Here is an 18,578-nt window from a genome sequence, read left to right as displayed (position 1 = left end):
CACCGCCGGACGTCAGGCCGCCGCTTCAGTGCGGTTACGTCCGGAATTCTTTGCTTTGTAGAGAGCCATATCTGCTGATTTTAACCATTCTCGATAGTGTTCAGTTTCAGACGTCAGCGGCGCAACGCCCACGCTAATGCGCAGGTCAACCTGCGGCGCGCAGGATAAACGCAGTTGGGTAAGCCGTTCGTGAACACGAGACATCGCTGCAATCGCGCTGCTCGCTGACGTGCCACACATGATTACCGCAAACTCATCACCGCCAAAGCGACCAATCACATCGCTACCGCGTAAGGTCATCTGTAACTGGCGGGTCAGTGCAACAATGGCCTGATCCCCGACGTCATGGCCCCAGGTATCATTGATACTCTTAAAATGGTCGATATCGATGATAAGGAGCGTGGCATCACGCTGATGGCGGCGGCAATTATCAAATTCATTCCGCAGCAACAGTTCCCAATGACGTCGGTTATAAACCCCGGTCATCCCATCTCGCGTACTCATAATCTGTAAGCGACGTTTATGTTCTGCCAGCCTGATGAGCGTCTGGTAACTCACCCAGGCAAACAGCAACGGATAAACCACTAACACCGGCAGCGACAGCAGCACACTCAGTTGCGTACTGCTAAAAGCCACGGGAATATCCGTTAACTGTAACGTCACCAGGCAGGAAACCACCATCAACACGGCGCCTGCGATGAAGACACGCATACCCCCTGCGCCCATCAGGTTGATACAGATAATCATCAACAGCGCCGTGGATGGCAGCAAGTTTATCCCCATAATCCCCATCCATATCCCGGCGAGGATGGCATCGGCTTTTAAGTTGGTATATTCGCTATGCAGTGGATCGATAGCTTTACTGGCCAATTGCCATGCCAGATGCGGCCAGACAAACGCCCATCCCACCAGCAAAAGCCACCAGCCTCCGGTTATTGGCTGAGAAACTAATACCGACGCGATAGGGAAAAACATTCCCCCCAGTCCCACCGCTCGCGGCAGCCTGATTCGTCGGGCAAATCGCAGACCGGAACGTTGGTGGTCATTTTGATGAAGCAATATAAATGCTTCATTCGGGACGACCTTCTTTTGATAAAAGTTTTCATCATTCATCGTATTTGGGAATATTCTGAAACAAATTTCCCAAATTATAGGAAGGGGTCTGGTGGCGGAAGTATGATATTTCGGGTGAGCGATTTTACCTGCTCACCCGGAAGTGCTAAGCAGATTTTTTCAGGCAAGCGCTCATAAACTTATTACGATCATCGCCTTTCAGAGACTGTTCCGTTGCCTTGACGTTGCATTCACGCATTTTCTGTTGCTGCGGCGTCAGGCTCTTTTCCTCAGGTGCAGATTTACTGTTTTTCAGGCAATCACTCATATAGGTCTTACGCGCATCCCCTTTTAAGGTCTGCGCCGTGGCCTGCTGATTGCAGGTGGTCATACGCTGTTGTTGCGGGGTTAACGTCTTCTCGGCAGCACCGACGGTAGTTAAAAAAATCAGACCAAAAAGTAACGTCATTAATAATGTAATTTTCATAGCACCATCCTTTTCTGAACGACGACACACAGGTAAGTTTGGCTGCTAACGATAAAAAAACCACCCGACGGCAAAAGTATTGCCGTCGGGTGTCAGCTTATTTCAGTCCTAACGCCGCTTTCATGGTGTAAAACAGATCGGTTTGATCGGTCAGGCCAACCACATTCGCCGCATGAGGGCCATAGGCTGCAATACGCAGTTGGCTGCCGGTGTGCTCCTGGGACTCTTCTTCAGAGTTGCCATAGCTAATGACCATCACCGCGCCATCTTTAGTGTTCAGCGCCTGCGTTAAACCGGGTGCTTTAGTATCCGGTGCGACAATCTGGCTGGCATGCGCGTGGTCAGCGGTTACCACAACCAGGGTGTTGCCATCTTTCTTCGCAAAGGCAAGTGCACGCTGCACCGCTTCATCCAGATCGACCGTTTCACCAATTTGTCCACACGGGTTAGCGGCGTGATCTTGTTTATCGATCGACGCGCCTTCTACTTGCAGGAAGAAACCTTTCTCATTTTTGCTTAACAGCTCAATCGCTTTATCCGTCATCTGCGCCAGCGTTGGCACGCTGTCGTTACGTTTTGGATTTGGCGTACAGGTCACTACCGGCTTATCCAGGTTGCCGTGATAAGACGCTTTCGGCCCTTCCCAACGCACTGGCATATTACCGTCTGAGAACAGACCCAACAGCGGTTTATCCTGATTCGCTTCGCTAACAGCCGCCAGCGTCGCGGCATCACTCACCATCTGGTAACCACGGGCCTGGGCTTGTTCTCGCAGCGTTTTACCCTGCCACTCACCTGCCGTAGCGGTTTCAGTAAAAGTCTTTGCTCCGCCGCCTAACGTAACATCCGCACGAGCATTCAATAATTGTTCGGTAATTGACCCTTTACCGCCTTTTTCCAGCGCGTTCGTCGGGCATTTTTCAGCCGTCACGCTCGGACCATAGCATTTACGCGAAGTGACATGGGCAACCAGTGCGGCCGGCGTGGCATCCTGCAATTCAGCCGTGGAAACGTTGCCTGTCGCCAGACCTGCCGCTTTGGCCATTTCCAGAATCGTGGTGTGATCTTTTTCATGAATATCCACACCCAGCGCCCCGTTATAGGTCTTCACGCCGGTTGTCCATGCTGTCGCAGATGCTGCTGAATCTGTCACATAATCGGGCTTGCCCGTTTTCTTATCCAACGCATAATGTGTGTATTGTCCGGTCAACGGTAAAGCATCAATACCTTTAAAAAAGCCGCCCGCGCCTTCAGCATAATTTCGCGCTGCCGTTATTTCGGAGTCGCCCATCCCATCGCCAATCAGTAAAATTATATTTTTGGCCGGTTTATCGTTCAGGGATTCGCGCAGAGCTGCCGTTTGATCGGCAGACAATCGGCGAGCGCCACCCGGCGTGGTGATATCTCCCTGAGCAGCACGATTATCCATAACCGCTACAGTAGATGTTTCTGCATTAATAACCGGGGTAAACAGCAAAGGTAACAGGGCAATAGCCAGAGCGCTTTGTTTCACTTTATATTCTCCATGTATAAATACGGTAAAATTAAAACAAAGCGACTATAAGTATTTGATGTGACACTTTTATGATAATTTGTGGTTACCCCACCACAGATGGATCACAACGCTTTTGGTACGCACTCGCCAGCATTATGTATGTTCGTCAGAAACGCGGGCATGCGGTTTCCGCCAGCCAGCGCCCCCTCAATTTGACGAATAAATATTTGCCGATCGTTCCACGCCATATTGCGCAGCATTTCGATGATTACCCGCTCTAACGTTTCGACCTGTGCCGCCAGATCTTGCGATTCTTCTTCTTTTTGCGCGAGCTTAAGTAACAACTCAGTGACGAGGTTTTTCATTTGCCTATTCCCTTAACAAAATATGGGCCACGTTATCATTAAGGCTCACGACTGCCTAGAGGATGAAAGTTGTATTTTTATAAGGAATAAAAAGATTTGAGAAAACAATCACAACACAAAATAAGGGTAAATGCGTCTGGATGCAGAATGATTCAATATAAAAAGGTAAGAAAAGTAATAATCACACAAATATATAATACACACTTATGAGTTAACAACGCTGACAGGCAGCGTTGTTAATCAGGAACTCAACGAACCTCGCGCCGACGTCGCAACGCGATAGCCAGTTGCCAGATATTGATAAGCACAATGCTTGCTGTAGCAATGAACACCCAACGAAATCCCGCCATAGCCGATACCGTTGCACCCATCAATGGCCCGGCGACGTTGCCAAGGTACATAAATGACTGGTTATAGCCAAAGATGCGTCCGGTTATCTGGTCGCTGGAGTATTTCACCAGCAGCGTCTGCACCGCCGGCAACATCGCACCATCAGCAAAGCCGAGCAGAAAACGTAAAATTCCCAACTGCAACGGCGTGGTGACCCACGACATGGCGAAAAACAGCACCACCGCGAAGATTAACGTCGCCATTAAAATCCGCTCAGTACCAATACGGTCGCCTAATTTACCAAGTCGAGGCGCGGAAATCAGAGCAGAAATGCCCGGTACTGAGGCAATCAGCCCACTGAGAAAAGCAATATTCGAACTGTCCGGGACCATTGATTTAATAAATAGCGCCAGAATAGGCCCAATTGAGCCGTTACACAGTTGAATCACCATGGTGGTAAAAAACAGGCTGATCACCAACGCCGGATGCGAAAGCGAGGCAAACACGGCCTTCCCACTCAGACGTTCGCTTTTTTTAATCGTCGGGCGAACGCCCTCTTTGATCAAGAACAGTGTGACCAGAAAACTCACCACCAGCAAGGCGGCGGTAATACAGAATACCGCCCGTAAGCCAACATGATCGGCGATAAAGCCTCCCATCAGCGGTCCGCCAATGACGCCGCTAATTTGCGCCGTAGAGAGCGTACTCAGCGCCCAGCCGCTGCGCTCGCGTGGAACCTGGGACGCAACCAGCGCCATCGCATTAGGAATATAGCCGGAGGTTAACCCCATCACCCCGCGCAGCAGAAAAAGCTGCCAGACGTTAGTGGCAAATGCCTGTAGCAAAATCGCAATGGCCATCCCCAGTGAGGCCCGCAGCAGCATCAGCTTGCGTCCTTTGCGGTCGGCCAGACTGCCCCACATCGGAGAAACAATGGCTGAAATCAGGAAGGTGACGCTGAACGTTAATCCGGACCACATTGATAGCGCTTCATGCGAGGTCACGCCCAGTTGGGAGATATAGAGTGGTAAAAAAGGCAAGATTTGGCTAATCGCCAGTCCGGTAAAAAAGCACCCGAACCAAACGGAAATAAGGTTAACTCTCCAGGATTCCATAAGGACTCATAACGATAAGTAGCTGAAAACTGCGAGCAGCTTAACAAATTACTTAGCTGAATAAGGATCCACAGGTGCGATAAATCACAGTTTAGGATTTTATCTTCCCGCTCATCATATTTGTGATACAGCTCACATCAAACCCATGTTATAAACAGGGGATTGTGCTTCCCGCGCGATCTGCGTGTATGTCCCCTTCTAATCCCCTGTCATTCGACAAAACAATCTGCCAGAAGCCGAGGAAACCTGCGTTTTGTCGTGGTAATGTATGTGCTTTGCATTCATGGAATGGGTTTTTAAGATGGCAAAGTTGCGGGTAGGAATCGTATTTGGTGGTAAATCAGCGGAACATGAAGTGTCATTGCAATCGGCAAAAAATATTGTCGATGCCATCGACAAGACTCGCTTTGACGTTGTGCTGTTAGGTATTGATAAACAAGGGCAATGGCACGTCAGCGATGCCAGTAACTATCTGCTCAATTCAGACGATCCGGCGCATATTGCGTTGCGACCTTCTGAGACCAGCCTGGCGCAGGTACCGGGTAAACAAGAGCACCAGTTGATCGATGCACAAAACGGTCAACCGCTGCCGACGGTCGATGTTATTTTCCCAATCGTGCACGGTACTTTGGGTGAAGATGGCTCTCTGCAGGGCATGCTGCGCGTGGCGAACCTGCCGTTTGTCGGTTCTGATGTGCTGGGTTCTGCTGCCTGTATGGATAAAGACGTGACCAAACGTCTGCTGCGTGATGCCGGGTTAAACATCGCGCCATTTATTACGCTCACTCGCGCGAATCGCAACAGCATCAGCTTTGCCGAAGTGGAATCCCGCCTGGGTCTGCCGCTGTTTGTAAAACCGGCCAACCAGGGATCGTCCGTTGGCGTCAGTAAAGTAACCAGCGAAGTCCAATACGATCAGGCCGTCGCGCTGGCATTTGAATTCGATCATAAAGTCGTTGTGGAGCAAGGGATCAAAGGCCGCGAGATCGAATGTGCGGTACTGGGCAACGATCATCCGCAGGCCAGTACCTGTGGTGAGATCGTGCTGAACAGCGATTTTTACGCTTACGACACTAAATACATTGACGATAACGGTGCCAAAGTTGTCGTTCCGGCAGCAATTGCGCCAGAGATTAACGATAAGATCCGCGAAATCGCCATTCAGGCCTACCAGACTCTGGGCTGTGCCGGCATGGCGCGCGTTGACGTCTTCTTAACTGCTGAAAACGACGTTGTGATCAATGAGATCAACACGCTGCCTGGCTTTACCAACATCAGTATGTATCCGAAGCTGTGGCAGGCGAGCGGTTTAGGCTATACCGATTTGATCACTCGCCTGATCGAACTGGCGCTGGAACGCCATGCTGCGGATAGCGCGCTGAAAACCAGTATGTAAACCCGTCAGGATGCCTGATAGAGCTATTGGGCATCCTTTGCTTCATCATCTTCAACGCGGCGACGGATGATTAATCCGGCCAGCCAAAAGCTAATCACCCAGGTCACCAGCCCCACCGCATAAGTTTGCCATCCCTGCGCTTCAAAACCTAATAACCCCACCACGCCATTCAGAATAAAGATAAGCCCAATAGCGAAAGCATAGTAGTGCCAGTCTCGGCGGATTTTTACAGGCAGGTTCATAACAGCTCCGGTGGAAATACAACACAGTAAGGCATCCTCGCACATTTCCCCGAGGGCGTCTGTGGCCTGTGCGGAATTTCTTAAATGTAACTCAGTTTAACTTAAGGTTACATAATTGTGACCGCCAACAAAAAACCGAAATCCAGGAATAATCTCTACCTGAAATTACCATCATTCTGATATTGACATTGCCGATCACCTGTCAGACTCACTCTCAGCTCCAGGCATTACGTCAAAAAAAGCAGGTTATTTCCGGAGGTCTTTATGGCTGATTTTACGCTCTCAAAATCCCTGTTTAAGGGCAAGCATCGGGATCCCTCCTCCCTGCCCGGCAACATTGCGTATGCCGTATTTGTGCTGTTTTGCTTCTGGGCGGGTGCACAGATTTTAAATCTGTTGGCCCACGCGCCCGGCATCTATGAAGAACTGATGCAGCTGCAAATGCAGGAGACAGGACGCCCGCGGGTTGAAATCGGTTTAGGCGTCGGTACCCTCTTTGGACTGATCCCCTTCCTGGCCGGAAGCCTGATTCTTGGCGTCATAGCGGCGGTCATGCGCTGGCGTCACCGTCATCATAAAGATGACTGATTCATACACTTCGCCCGACGATCGTCCACCCGTTTAGCAAACCACGCAGTAGTCAGATTACGCGTGATCTTCGGGCTTTCCAGTTGAATGCCCGGCAGCATTTCACGGGGTAACGTTTTCCCGGTCTTCGCTTCCGCCAGCTTATAAACCTTTTCGTACAATGCGGTTTTTTCAAAGGCCAGGCTGTCACCTTTTTGCAGTTGACGGCGGATCTCACTCTCGCTCATCCCTAGCTTCCCGGCCAGTTTACGTACCGCCAGCTCCGTTTTGCCCGGCTCACTGCTGCCATAGAGAATCAGATCCCCGTCCATCGCCAGCTTCACTCCACTGGCTTTACTGACCGCATTCTGGAAAGCTGCATTGCGGCTCGCATACCATCCGGCATTAAAATCGGCGAAGCGGAAGATTGGCGCACTGTAATTCGCCGGGTAGTTGAGCAGATGATACGTACCGAACCATAACCCACCACGGCGGCTAAACACTTCCTGACGTACCGTCCCCGCCATTTTCCACGGATACCCGCTGGTGTGCTGCTCAGCAAACGCGATACTGACCTGCATTGGACCACCGGTATGTACCGGATTAAGCGATCCGAACAATGTCTGCCCCATCGGCACCATGTTGATGAAATCATCAAAGATGGCGCTAAGCTGTTTTTCCGTCTTCACCGTATCCAGACGCTCGCTGTAGCTTTTCCCCGTTGGCGAGTTAATCTTTAGCGCGGTATGCACGACAAACAGCGGGATATGCATGCGTTCTGCGCGACGGTCAATCTCTTTCCAGGCGATTTTGCTTAAACCAGGAACAGCCGGATCGGCCTGGAAGTTTGACTCCTGCTGCGCTACCGCCAGCACCGAACAGATGTTTTCAACCGTCGGTGCCAGCTTCTGGCTTTCAAAGGTCTTTGCCAAATCCTGCGCCCACGCGTCCCGGTCTTTCACGCTGGCGGGCATTTTCTGGCGCACCACGCTCGCCACATCGACGGCTTTCTCCCCCTTTTTTAGCGGCTGCGCAGGTTGGCTACTACATCCCACCAGCACCAGTGCTGCCAGACCAGACAAGGGGTAAAGACGGGAAACCGTCGACATAACATCTCCTTATTATTAACTCAGCGTATGGGTAACTTCCTGAATATCCTGACCATCAAGCTCTCGTTCAAAGCTGCGCAGACGCTTATAAATAGACATCAGTTCTACTAACGTTGTCCAGGAGTTAATCAGATACTGGAACGAGCCGCGCACCTGGCCAAACACGTTAGTGATTTGCGTCATCAGGCCGAGCGTAATCGTACCGGCAACAATCGACGGAAACAGCAGGAACAAGCCGAAAACGTTATCAACCTGCAGGTAAAGAATACGGGCAATATTGAAGTACATATAGTGAAAATAGAGACGGAAGTAGTTTTGCCGTACCGCATGGAACAGTTCACGCACCGTCGGTGGCGTCGCACGGTTGCCATCATCTTCGCCATAGACCAATTCTTTACGATAGGCCGCTTCCACGCGCTGGTTTTTAAACTCCAGCCCGGGAAGCTTTATCCCGACCACGGCCAGTAAACCGGTTCCCATCAGCGACCAGACAATCGCGGCAATCACCAGGCCATAAGGCACATGTCCAACAATCGGCAGGTCAGGAACATGGGCTGAGAGCGTTACCAGTACAGGCAGGAAGGCAATCAGCGTCATAATCGCGTTGATAAAGCTGACGCCCATATCTTCCAGCGTAGAAGCAAAACGCATGGTATCTTCCTGTACACGCTGTGCTGCACCTTCGATGTGACGCAAATGCTGCCAGTGCGCCATATAGTGTTCGTTCATCGCGGTACGCCAGCGGAACACATAGTGGCTGACGAAGAAGTTGTTCATCACGCCAATGACTACGGCTATCAGCGCAATACCGAGAAAAATGCCCACTTCATGATAGAACTGCTCAATCTTCACCTTGTGTGGTGCGCTGAGCGCAGTTTGAATCAGGTCATAAAATGGCGCATACCAGGCGTTGACGGCGACGCCGACTTCAACCAGAAACCAGGTCACAAAAATAATCAGCGATGTGCCCAGAATAGACCAGTACTGCCAGCGGTGTGGGCTGTAGAGAAACCAGAACAGCGCAAACACCCCGACACAAAGAATGTAGTACGCATAAAAAATCAGGTAATCCAACGACCAGAAACGCGCTGCGCTAATAGGTACGTCTCCCGACGCGCCGGTAATATGTGCAACCCAGGCTCCTCCACCTGCTTGCCAGAATACAACGGCGACGAGTGCCCAAATAAATGCCGAAATAAAGAACGGCCCCGGCTTTGGGAAAAAAGACTTAAACATAGTGCTCTCCTGCTAACTTCTTATCGTTATGACGACTGCTGTGCATTTGCCACCGTGGAGTGCGGAGGCCAGACGGCTTACGCCCAAAAACACAAGCTGAAACCGACAATTGTGACCAAAACCGAGGCACTTAGTTCGCACCTCGGTTATGAAGAATTGTTTCTGTGGTTTTCACACTCGACAACGTTCCAGTATGTGCAGATTATCACAGCGTGAGATCACAAAAGCGAACATCCGCAATCCAGGAAACTCCTGTGTTTACTCATCGTTACGTTTTTCCCACTATCATTGGTTGATAAGCGCTTTGCAATACGCCGATGAGTAGTATAAATACGCATACGCACGACATCCTTTTTCACTTTCTCTAACTCATGGACACCACCGTTGAAACGTAGTCTGCTTTTTTCTGCCGCGCTGTGTGCGGCGTCATTGACATCTGTCCAGGCGGCACAGCCTATAACCGATCCGGTCTTCGCCTCTGATATCGTTGATCGTTATGCCGACCATATATTTTACGGCAGTGGTGCTACGGGGATGGCGCTCGTGGTGATTGATGGTAATCAGCGTGTATTTCGCAGTTTTGGTGAAACACGCCCCGGCAATAATGTTCACCCGCAACTGGATTCCGTAATCCGCATTGCCTCAATTACCAAATTAATGACCAGCGAAATGCTGGTGAAATTACTCGATCAGGGCACGGTCAAACTCAACGATCCATTGAGTAAATATGCACCTCCTGGCGCACGCGTACCCACTTATCAAGGAACACCAATTACGCTGGTGAATCTGGCGACGCATACCAGCGCACTGCCGCGCGAACAGCCAGGCGGCGCGGCCAAGCGCCCGGTGTTTGTCTGGCCAACCCGCGAGCAGCGCTGGAGCTATCTCTCAACGGCTACGCTTAAAGCCGCACCAGGATCGCAGGCTTCTTATTCCAACCTGGCGTTTGATCTGCTGGCCGATGCGCTGGGTACCGCGTCAGGTAAGCCTTATCCGCAGCTGTTTGAAGAAAAAATCACCCGTCCGCTGGGGATGAAAGACACCACCTTTACGCCATCTCCCGATCAGTGCCGACGCCTGATGGTCGCGGAAAAAGGTGCCAGTCCTTGTAACAATACGCTGGCAGCGATGGGCAGCGGCGGCGTCTATTCAACGCCTGGCGATATGATGCGCTGGATGCAGCAGTATCTTTCTTCTGACTTTTATCATCGTAGCCAGCAGGCCGACCGGATGCAGACGCTGATTTACCAGCGTACGCAGTTAACTAAAGTGGTGGGAATGGACGTTCCAGGCAGAGCCGATGCGCTTGGTTTGGGCTGGGTCTACATGGCGCCGAAGAATGGCAGACCGGGAATTATTCAAAAAACCGGTGGCGGCGGTGGCTTCATTACCTATATGGCGATGATCCCACAGCAAAACGTTGGGGCATTTGTCGTAGTGACGCGCTCTCCGCTGACCCGTTTTACCAATATGAGCGACGGTATCAACGAACTGGTTGCAGAGTTGAGCGGGTACAAGCCACAGGTCATTCCTGCATCCTGATTCAATACTCAAAAGGCAAACGGTTAATGCACACCAGTTTGCCTTTATTCATTTCAATGTAACCGCCTTTACGCAATGCTGCGAGAACCTCAGCGACAACCGAGCGTGAAATTCGTGTGCGTTGGTGAATATAGTTCATAACGCCAATGCGTGAACGAAGGGCTTCATCCCATTTCGTCATAGAGATCAATGTCGCGCGAATCTGATCGTAGGAGTTATTGCCGATCAACTGCAGATCGCGTAATTCAAGCATGGAGTTTTGCCATGCCAACCAACAAAAAGCTTCACGCCAAAGCTGGCACTCTTCAATTATATTAATTGTTTGCGAGGCAGGTAGATGGTATCCCGAACAATCGCTTTCCGTGATTAATCTGTATTGTATATCTGTTTTTATCACACCATCTGAAAGCCCCATAATAAACGGTGCCTGCGCAATACCGACCAGCACATTCTCCCCTCGCCTCAGAGAAATTACACCATTTAAAATGATAAAGGTATCGTCACTGTTTATATCACTGGAATAAATTATTTCTTTATCGTTATCACACTCAAAGTGTTTGCCATATTTTGACAAACATTTATCAAGCTTACCAAATTCCACAAGCGGTTTATTTGCAGACAACATTTGGGCATTCCTTGCAATAAATGCCCGTCAAATCCGTGACGGGCATTTTTCTGAGTTAGATTATCTTTTCTTTAACAACAAGAGATGTCTTACCAGGTATATTTAACACCAACATTTGCAGACCAGTCTTGATCAACATCGCCACCACCGAGGTAGTTAGCATCGGTGTATGCGCTGAAGTTTTTGGTAAAGCTGAACTGAGTACCCAGTCCAACACGTACCGCAGAACCTTCTACACCGTTGTCGATAGAGTCGCCGTTTACGTCAGAATCGTTGTTAGAGTCGTCGTAAACGTAGGCCAGTTTGAAGTACGGGGTCAGCGCCTGGTCGTCGCTGTAGGCGAAGGTATAACCTGCATCTACACCGAGTTCATAGCGCATGCTGTCATAAGACTGACCGTCAACTTTCATGTCGTTGCTCAGCTTATAGTCATCACCAGACTGGAACAGACCGGATACGCTGCCGTATGGCGTTACGTAACCTGCGTCACCCAGCTTCAGGTCATAACCCAGTTTCAAGCCAAAGCCCCAGGCATCAGAAGAGGTGCTGCCATCAACATACTCACCGTTGCTCATGTTAGCAGTCAAATCGTTGTTGAAGTGAGAGTAGCTTAAGTTACCGTCAACAAAGATGTTGTTGGCAAAGTGAGCAGAAGAGTAGATGTAGGCAGTCTGGCTATCCTGATCCACCTGACCGGTACGGTCGCTCATATCACCTTTCGCGAAGCCTGCAGCAGCACCGACAATCCACTTAGCGTTGTTACCATCAATTTTGGAATCAACACCGACCATGATGCCGTTAACATCCTGATCGTAGTTAATGGTGCCATTATCTGCATCGAAGCTACCACCGAAGTAGCTAACCCATGCACCACCGTTATCAACCAGACCATGACGCGCGTTAGTCAGACGAGTACCAACGGTATCTTGTTCCAGGTTCCAGATATTGGTGTTAGCAGACGGAATGCTCAGCGCCATGTTCGCGTAGTCTGTCAGTTCCATCTGCTGCAGAACAACGGTGTTACCCTGCTGCTGTGCCTGATAGGTGTAAGCACCCAGGTCAGCTTTGTTGGCTGCAGAGAAGGTCGCAGTGCTGTTCGCGTCGTTAACGTAGACCAGCTCGTTACCTTTGTAATCCGCAACAGAACCTGCGCCAGTCGCGTTGTCGATACGGACTTTATAGTTACCGGTTGCGGCCGCTACATGGTCACCATAGTTATCAACTTCAGACTGATCGCCTGAGGTGTCGGAATCGCCGTTACCGTTGATAGTCAGATGACCATCAGAGTTCATCGCGATCACACCATAACCGTAGTTAGACTGAGATTTATCGTTAGTGCGATCGTTGGTCAGATCAGCATTCAGCACATAGTCAGTGCTGTTGATGTCGAAAACACCCGCGTTAACATGGTTATAAGCGTCGGTGTAGCTAGTCAGGTTCAGGGTATCAACCTGCAGTGCATTACCGGTACTGTTACCCACATCCAGAACGCCGTTGTTAGTGACGTTAATGGTGTTTGCATACAGCGCAGCTTCAAGCACATTCCAGCCAGCAGAAACATCATCGGCGATTGTGACAGTACTGTTGTCGATAGACAGCGTATCAGTTGCAACATGACCATCTTCGTTGATGTTCAGTGCAGAAGCACCAGTCAGAGAGATGGAGTCAGCAACCAGCTCAGAATCACCCACGTTGACGACAGAACCGCTGTTGATGCTCAGGGTATCAATCAGGGAAGTTTTGGTGGTATCCCACTGTGAAGCACCGTTCAGCGTGACGTTGAACAGGCCGCTCTGGTAGACAGCGTTGCCCACTACATGACCATTTTCGTCATAAGAAGTTGTGTCGCTATCAATACCGTAGGTTGAATCCGGCCACAGGCTGTTAGCGGTGATGTCGATCAGCGTAGCGGTGGCTTCAGTACCCGCATCGTAGCTGTCATAAACTCCGTCACCATCGGTGTCAACCTGGTGCACGGACATTGCCGCGCCGACCCACTTACTGCCGTTGTTCAGAGTCAGATCCAGACGGTCAGTACCGTCCCAACCATTGGTATCCAGGTCAGCATCGGTATCGCGATAAGTGTCAGCACCGTTCGGGAAGAAATTCTCATCGAAGTTGCTGGAGAACAGCACGTCACCCATCAGCGTGGAATTGTTAAACGTTGCGGTGGTCTGCATCGCGTTATCCGCATTTGGATTAGCAATAACCGCTAACGCAATATCGTCTGGAGTATAAGAGCCGCTGTAGTCGCTTGCATTGCTGGTGTTACCAAACCAACCGGTGGTGCCTTCGTCAGTCCATGAACCAGAGGTCAGAGTAGAATCGCTGACAGCGATAGTGTTGTTAAATACTTCACTGCTGTTTACGCCAGTGCTGACGGTATTATCGTCAATATCTGCCCACTCGTAACCCTGAGTCAGGGTTATGCCAGCGACATGAGAGTTGGCGGAGATAGACAGATCAACTTCTTGATCCAGCGTGATAGCTGTACCCAGGTTATAAACGTCGACAACGTGTGTGTCAGCTGCGTCATTATACGTACCGTTGTAGGTATAATGTTCGTAGTTGTCATCGATAGTTGAATTGATGACGTTCATCGCCAGGCGATCGTAGTAATAGTCAGTACCCGTACGGTTAGTACAATCCGTGGTCATACATTCGGATGTCACCATACCGTGAATGGTGCTGTTTTTAATCGTCAGGCTATTGTTATTGCTGTTAGTTGACAGTCCATCATCCAGATAATAAGTAGAAATAACGCCGTTGACAGTGGCGTTATTGATTACCGGATAAATATCACCGTTATAAATACTATCGGTGTCGTAATTGTTCCAACCAACATATCCATCATAATAGACGCCATCCGCATAGGATGCGTCATTATAATGAGCAAACGTTGTGTAGGTGGTCCCAGAGATATCAGTTGAAGCATTCGCCTGAGAAGTGATTGCCAAAGTGCAGGCTAATGCTAATTGTGATACTACAAGTTTCTTTTTCCAAGTGTGCATTTGTCATCCCTCCTCAGGGACGTAATATAGTTGATCCATCAATTATCAATGCAAAGAAAACATTTTATGTTTCGCAGGGAAGATTATGCGGTTTCACAAAGGAAAGGTTCAATTATTCTTTGGCTTAAGTCCGATTACGGACAATAGATATGCAAATTATTCGAAACAGAAAACAAACGTAAAAATCATTTTTATTTTAGACAGTTACATGTAAAACCATTGGCAAAACAATATATTGAACTTATGATTAACTTAAAAATCAAACGTCAGCAAATAAATACCGTTAAATCCCGCCACTTAATTAAAAATTAAATTAAACTAAATTCACCATAAAACTAATCACTATTTAAAATAGTCATAATTGCAAAAATAGAGATAACACATAATACCAAGCATTGGTAACATCACCATAACCTCGGCATAACGCCAACTTTCGTAAACCTCTCGCCCTCAGGTTCGGGTATACTACGGCCTTCGATTCCACAAACATCAGGCATACCATGACAGACCTAATCCAACGCCCTCGTCGCCTGCGCAAATCCCCTGCGCTGCGCGCTATGTTTGAAGAGACAACACTCAGCTTAAATGACCTGGTGTTGCCGATCTTTGTTGAAGAAGAACTCGACGATTACAAAGCTATCGACGCCATGCCCGGCGTGATGCGCATACCAGAGAAACACCTGGCGCGCGAAATCGAACGTATTGCTAATGCAGGCATCCGCTCGGTCATGACCTTCGGGATTTCTCATCACACCGATGAGACCGGCAGCGATGCCTGGAAAGAAGACGGTCTGGTGGCGCGCATGTCGCGTATCTGTAAGCAGACCGTACCGGAAATGATCGTCATGTCCGACACCTGTTTCTGTGAATACACCTCCCACGGTCACTGCGGCGTATTATGCGAACACGGCGTTGATAACGACTTAACCCTTGCTAACCTCGGCAAGCAGGCAGTCGTTGCCGCAGCAGCGGGCGCAGATTTCATCGCCCCTTCCGCCGCAATGGACGGCCAGGTACAGGCGATTCGCCAGGCGCTGGACGCCGCGGGCTTCACCGATACTGCGATCATGTCCTACTCCACCAAGTTTGCCTCTTCTTTCTACGGCCCGTTCCGTGAAGCCGCGGGCACGGCGCTGAAAGGCGATCGTAAAACATATCAAATGAACCCGATGAATCGCCGTGAAGCGATTCGCGAATCGCTGCTGGATGAAGCCCAGGGCGCAGACTGCCTGATGGTGAAACCGGCTGGCGCGTATCTCGATATTCTGCGTGATATCCGCGAGCGCACCGAGCTGCCGATTGGCGCTTATCAGGTCAGCGGTGAATACGCGATGATCAAATTCGCGGCGATGGCAGGTGCAATAGATGAAGAGAAAGTGGTTCTGGAAAGCTTAGGCTCGATCAAACGCGCTGGCGCGGATCTGATCTTCAGCTACTTCGCACTGGATCTGGCTGAGAAAAAAATCCTGCGCTAACCACTTTTTGTTGCCGAATGGCGACTTCACCTTATCGGGCCGACAGTTCCAGGCCCGATAAGTAAAACCCCACCAACAATCACCCTGCCCGATAAAAAGGCCGATCCCCGAGGATCGTCGCCCGGTGCATAATACGCCGCTGCGGCAGATAATCCGCATTGGCATAATGTTGCGTGACGCGATTATCCCAAATCGCCACATCGTTGGGCTGCCAGCGCCAGCGCACCTGAAACTCCGGTTTGGTGATATGGGCGAATAAAAAGCTTAGTAACGCTTCGCTCTCTTTTTCCGTCACATCGACAATTCGTGTAGTAAATCCCTCATTCACAAACAGTGCCTGTTTACCGCTTACCGGATGGGTCCGCACCACCGGATGTAGCAACGGTGGATGTTTCGCCACCGCCTCCAGCCAGCGCTGATGCTCTTCTGGTGTCTTGCGGTATTTATACTCCTGGAACGATTTACGGAAATCATGCTCTGCCCGCAGGCCACTCAACAGCTGACGAAACGGCTCAGACAATGCGTCATAAGCGGCAATTCCGCTGGTCCATAGAGTGTCTCCCCCGACCGATGGCAGCTCTTTTGCTGCCAGGATCGCCCCGGCAGGCGGCGTGTCGATAAAGGTGACATCAGTGTGCCAGTTGTCGTTATCCGGCGGATTATCGTTATGGGTATCCAGCACGATAATTTCCTCTACCCCTTCGGCATGTGGATAGACAGGGTGAATATGCAGATCGCCGAAACGCAGCGCCAGTGCCCGCTGCTGTTGTGGCGTAATCACCTGCTGCCGCAGAAACACCACCTGGTGGCGCAGTACCGCATGATAAAGCTGTTCAAACTGATTATCGCTCAGCGGACGCGTCAAATCCGCACCAGTGATTTGTGCGCCAATGTACGGCCCCAGCGGGGTAATGCTCAGACGTTCACTCATTGTACTTCTCCATGCCAGGGCGTCAGGCGACGCTGAAGCGCGCGCAGACCCAGCTCTAAAATAAATGCGATAACGGCAATGACCGCGATCCCTGCCAGCACCACATCCGTTGCCAGAAACTCACCGGCTGACTGCACCATAAATCCTAACCCTCGCGTGGCAGCGATCAGTTCAGCTGCCACCAGCGTCGACCAACCCACGCCAAGCCCGATGCGTAACCCGGTGAGGATCTCCGGTAATGCCCCCGGCAAAATAACAAACCACAGCACCTGCGCACGGCTGGCCCCCAGCGACTGCGCGGCGCGCACTCTCACCTGCTGCGCACTTTTCACCCCCGCCAACGCCGACATCGCCACAGGGGCGAAAATCGCCAGATAGATCAGCAGGATCTTGGAGGTTTCACCGATGCCAAACCAAATGACCATCAGCGGTAAATAGGCCAGGGGAGGAACCGGACGATACAGTTCAATGATCGGATCGAGAATGCCGCGCATTGTCGGACTCAGCCCCATCGCGATCCCAACCGGAACGCCCAGCAGCACTGCCGCCAGCAGCTCGATAACAATACGCGTCAGACTCGCCGCCAGATGCTGCCACAGCGTGGCATCCATAAACCCTTGCGGCCCGGCAATGACGATCAGCTTTTGTAAAACCTGTCCCGGCGGCGGTAAAAACAGCGGACTGATTAACTGCAGCGCCGCCACCGTCCACCACACCGCCAGAATGACGGCCAACGTACCAAGGCTTAAGGTAATCTGCCGCGAGAACGGCCAGCGCCAGTTCAGCACCCGCTGGCGACGGGGTTTATCATTAATCACCACGCTCATGAGAATGCCTCCCGTTGTTCAAAGACACGACCTAACACGTACTCGCGCATGGCGATAAACTGCGGATCGGACTTAATGCTGCGGCTCGACTCTCCGGCCACAAAGCGACGGGCGAAATTGAGCGGCAGACGCTCCAGTACCCGGCCAGGGCCTGGGGACAGCAATACCAGCTCTGTCGCCATAAACACTGCTTCTTCAATATCGTGGGTAATCAGCAGCACCTGTTTGCCGGTCTCATGCCACAGCTTCAGCAGCAGGGTTTGCATCTGCTCGCGGGTAAAGGCGTCGAGCGCACCAAAGGGTTCATCCAGCAGCAACAGCTGCGGATTGGCCGCCAGCGCCCGCGCAATGCCGACGCGCTGACGTTGCCCACCGGAAAGTTGCCAGATAAAGCGTTTTCCCGCGCCCTCCAGCCCGACTTTCTGCAACATCTCCAGAGCAATACGCTGGCGCTGCGGCTTGTCCACGCCCGCCAGTTGCAGACCAAAAGCCACGTTGTCCTGCACGTTACGCCAGGGCAGCAGACCTTCGTTCTGGAACACGACCCCGCGATCTGCCCCCGGACCATCAACCCTGTGACCCGCCAGCGTGATGCTGCCATGCTGATACGGCACAAACCCGGCAATCAGATTTAACAACGTGGTTTTCCCACAACCGGAAGGCCCGAGTACCACCAGCAGTTCACCGCTATCGAGCGTCAGGTTGATATCCTCCAGCGCCGGTTTTCCACCGTAGCTGGCAGCAAGATGAGAGATTTGCAGCATCATCGCCT

Annotated in this window: 17 protein-coding genes; 4 read left to right on the top strand and 13 right to left on the bottom strand. The window is 50.9% G+C overall.

The genetic code is table 11. From position 1 onward, the window contains the following. Positions 1–12 precede the first annotated feature (12 nt). The 5 genes from adrA to OGY08_RS03040 all read right to left on the bottom strand — a co-directional run bounded on the left by adrA (position 13) and on the right by OGY08_RS03040 (position 4,845). On the bottom strand, positions 13–1,128 hold the full coding sequence (gene adrA, locus OGY08_RS03060; protein WP_125362838.1) for a diguanylate cyclase AdrA: 1,116 nt from the start codon (positions 1,126–1,128) through the stop codon (positions 13–15). 91 nt (positions 1,129–1,219) lie between these two features. Further along, positions 1,220–1,540, bottom strand: a complete 321-nt coding sequence (gene psiF / locus OGY08_RS03055) for a phosphate starvation-inducible protein PsiF (protein ID WP_003830956.1) — start codon at positions 1,538–1,540, stop codon at positions 1,220–1,222. Between the two features lie 97 nt (positions 1,541–1,637). Beyond that, positions 1,638–3,053, bottom strand: coding sequence for an alkaline phosphatase (gene phoA / locus OGY08_RS03050; protein ID WP_008783904.1), 1,416 nt, complete (start codon positions 3,051–3,053; stop codon positions 1,638–1,640). A 104-nt stretch (positions 3,054–3,157) separates the two neighbouring features. Then, the gene (locus OGY08_RS03045; protein WP_079935136.1) at positions 3,158–3,400 is read right to left on the bottom strand and encodes a sigma-S stabilization anti-adapter protein IraP; all 243 of its coding nucleotides are present in this window, start codon (positions 3,398–3,400) and stop codon (positions 3,158–3,160) included. A gap of 248 nt (positions 3,401–3,648) precedes the next feature. After that, positions 3,649–4,845: a multidrug efflux MFS transporter gene (locus OGY08_RS03040; protein WP_008783902.1), complete on the bottom strand. Its 1,197-nt coding sequence runs from the start codon at positions 4,843–4,845 to the stop codon at positions 3,649–3,651. A gap of 301 nt (positions 4,846–5,146) precedes the next feature. Here OGY08_RS03040 and ddlA point away from each other — a divergent pair, with 301 nt between their 5' ends. Next, the gene (ddlA, locus tag OGY08_RS03035; protein WP_048216351.1) at positions 5,147–6,241 is read left to right on the top strand and encodes a D-alanine--D-alanine ligase; all 1,095 of its coding nucleotides are present in this window, start codon (positions 5,147–5,149) and stop codon (positions 6,239–6,241) included. A gap of 23 nt (positions 6,242–6,264) precedes the next feature. Here the strand turns inward: ddlA and OGY08_RS03030 are convergent, their stop codons facing one another. After that, a complete protein-coding gene (locus OGY08_RS03030) occupies positions 6,265–6,483 on the bottom strand; it encodes a DUF2754 domain-containing protein (protein ID WP_003830949.1) in 219 nt (72 codons plus the stop codon). A gap of 264 nt (positions 6,484–6,747) precedes the next feature. Between OGY08_RS03030 and OGY08_RS03025 the strand changes: the two genes are divergently transcribed. Next, on the top strand, positions 6,748–7,071 hold the full coding sequence (locus tag OGY08_RS03025) for a DUF2755 family protein (RefSeq protein ID WP_032942507.1): 324 nt from the start codon (positions 6,748–6,750) through the stop codon (positions 7,069–7,071). Here the strand turns inward: OGY08_RS03025 and OGY08_RS03020 are convergent. Beyond that, positions 7,056–8,159 (bottom strand): DUF1615 domain-containing protein, encoded by a 1,104-nt coding sequence (locus tag OGY08_RS03020; RefSeq protein ID WP_048214809.1) that lies wholly within the window; start codon positions 8,157–8,159, stop codon positions 7,056–7,058. The genes OGY08_RS03025 and OGY08_RS03020 overlap by 16 nt on opposite strands. Before the next feature lie 15 nt (positions 8,160–8,174). Then, complete coding sequence (sbmA, locus tag OGY08_RS03015) at positions 8,175–9,395, bottom strand: peptide antibiotic transporter SbmA (protein WP_003021430.1); 1,221 nt, start codon at positions 9,393–9,395, stop codon at positions 8,175–8,177. 384 nt (positions 9,396–9,779) lie between these two features. Here sbmA and ampH point away from each other — a divergent pair, with 384 nt between their 5' ends. Next, a complete protein-coding gene (gene ampH, locus OGY08_RS03010) occupies positions 9,780–10,937 on the top strand; it encodes a D-alanyl-D-alanine-carboxypeptidase/endopeptidase AmpH (protein WP_003830945.1) in 1,158 nt (385 codons plus the stop codon). Between the two features lies 1 nt (position 10,938). Here ampH and iprA read toward each other — a convergent pair whose 3' ends face one another. After that, positions 10,939–11,562 carry a hydrogen peroxide resistance inhibitor IprA gene (gene iprA / locus OGY08_RS03005; RefSeq protein WP_125362837.1) on the bottom strand — a complete coding sequence of 208 codons (624 nt, stop codon included), beginning with the start codon at positions 11,560–11,562 and terminating at the stop codon, positions 10,939–10,941. A gap of 89 nt (positions 11,563–11,651) precedes the next feature. Further along, complete coding sequence (gene ehaB / locus OGY08_RS03000; protein ID WP_125362836.1) at positions 11,652–14,573, bottom strand: autotransporter adhesin EhaB; 2,922 nt, start codon at positions 14,571–14,573, stop codon at positions 11,652–11,654. Positions 14,574–15,073: 500 nt separating this feature from the next. Between ehaB and hemB the strand changes: the two genes are divergently transcribed. Further along, positions 15,074–16,048, top strand: a complete 975-nt coding sequence (hemB, locus tag OGY08_RS02995) for a porphobilinogen synthase (protein ID WP_003830941.1) — start codon at positions 15,074–15,076, stop codon at positions 16,046–16,048. 79 nt (positions 16,049–16,127) lie between these two features. On the opposite strand, the gene tauD is transcribed toward hemB, so the two are convergent. Genes tauD through tauB form a run of 3 tightly spaced genes read right to left on the bottom strand, consistent with a single transcriptional unit; the run spans position 16,128 to position 18,570 of the window. Beyond that, entirely contained in the window at positions 16,128–16,979 is an 852-nt protein-coding gene (tauD, locus tag OGY08_RS02990) for a taurine dioxygenase (RefSeq protein WP_125362835.1), read from the bottom strand. After that, positions 16,976–17,806 (bottom strand): taurine ABC transporter permease TauC, encoded by an 831-nt coding sequence (gene tauC / locus OGY08_RS02985; RefSeq protein WP_125362834.1) that lies wholly within the window; start codon positions 17,804–17,806, stop codon positions 16,976–16,978. The genes tauD and tauC overlap by 4 nt, the downstream gene beginning before the upstream one ends. Beyond that, on the bottom strand, positions 17,803–18,570 hold the full coding sequence (gene tauB, locus OGY08_RS02980) for a taurine ABC transporter ATP-binding subunit (protein ID WP_125362871.1): 768 nt from the start codon (positions 18,568–18,570) through the stop codon (positions 17,803–17,805). The genes tauC and tauB overlap by 4 nt, the downstream gene beginning before the upstream one ends. Positions 18,571–18,578 lie beyond the last annotated feature (8 nt).

Origin of the sequence: Citrobacter sp. Cpo069 (genome assembly GCF_030332785.1) — a bacterium.
Taxonomy (GTDB): Bacteria; Pseudomonadota; Gammaproteobacteria; order Enterobacterales; family Enterobacteriaceae; genus Citrobacter; species Citrobacter portucalensis.
Note: the sequence above shows the minus strand (reverse complement) of the source record. Positions and strands in the feature narration are given on the sequence as shown.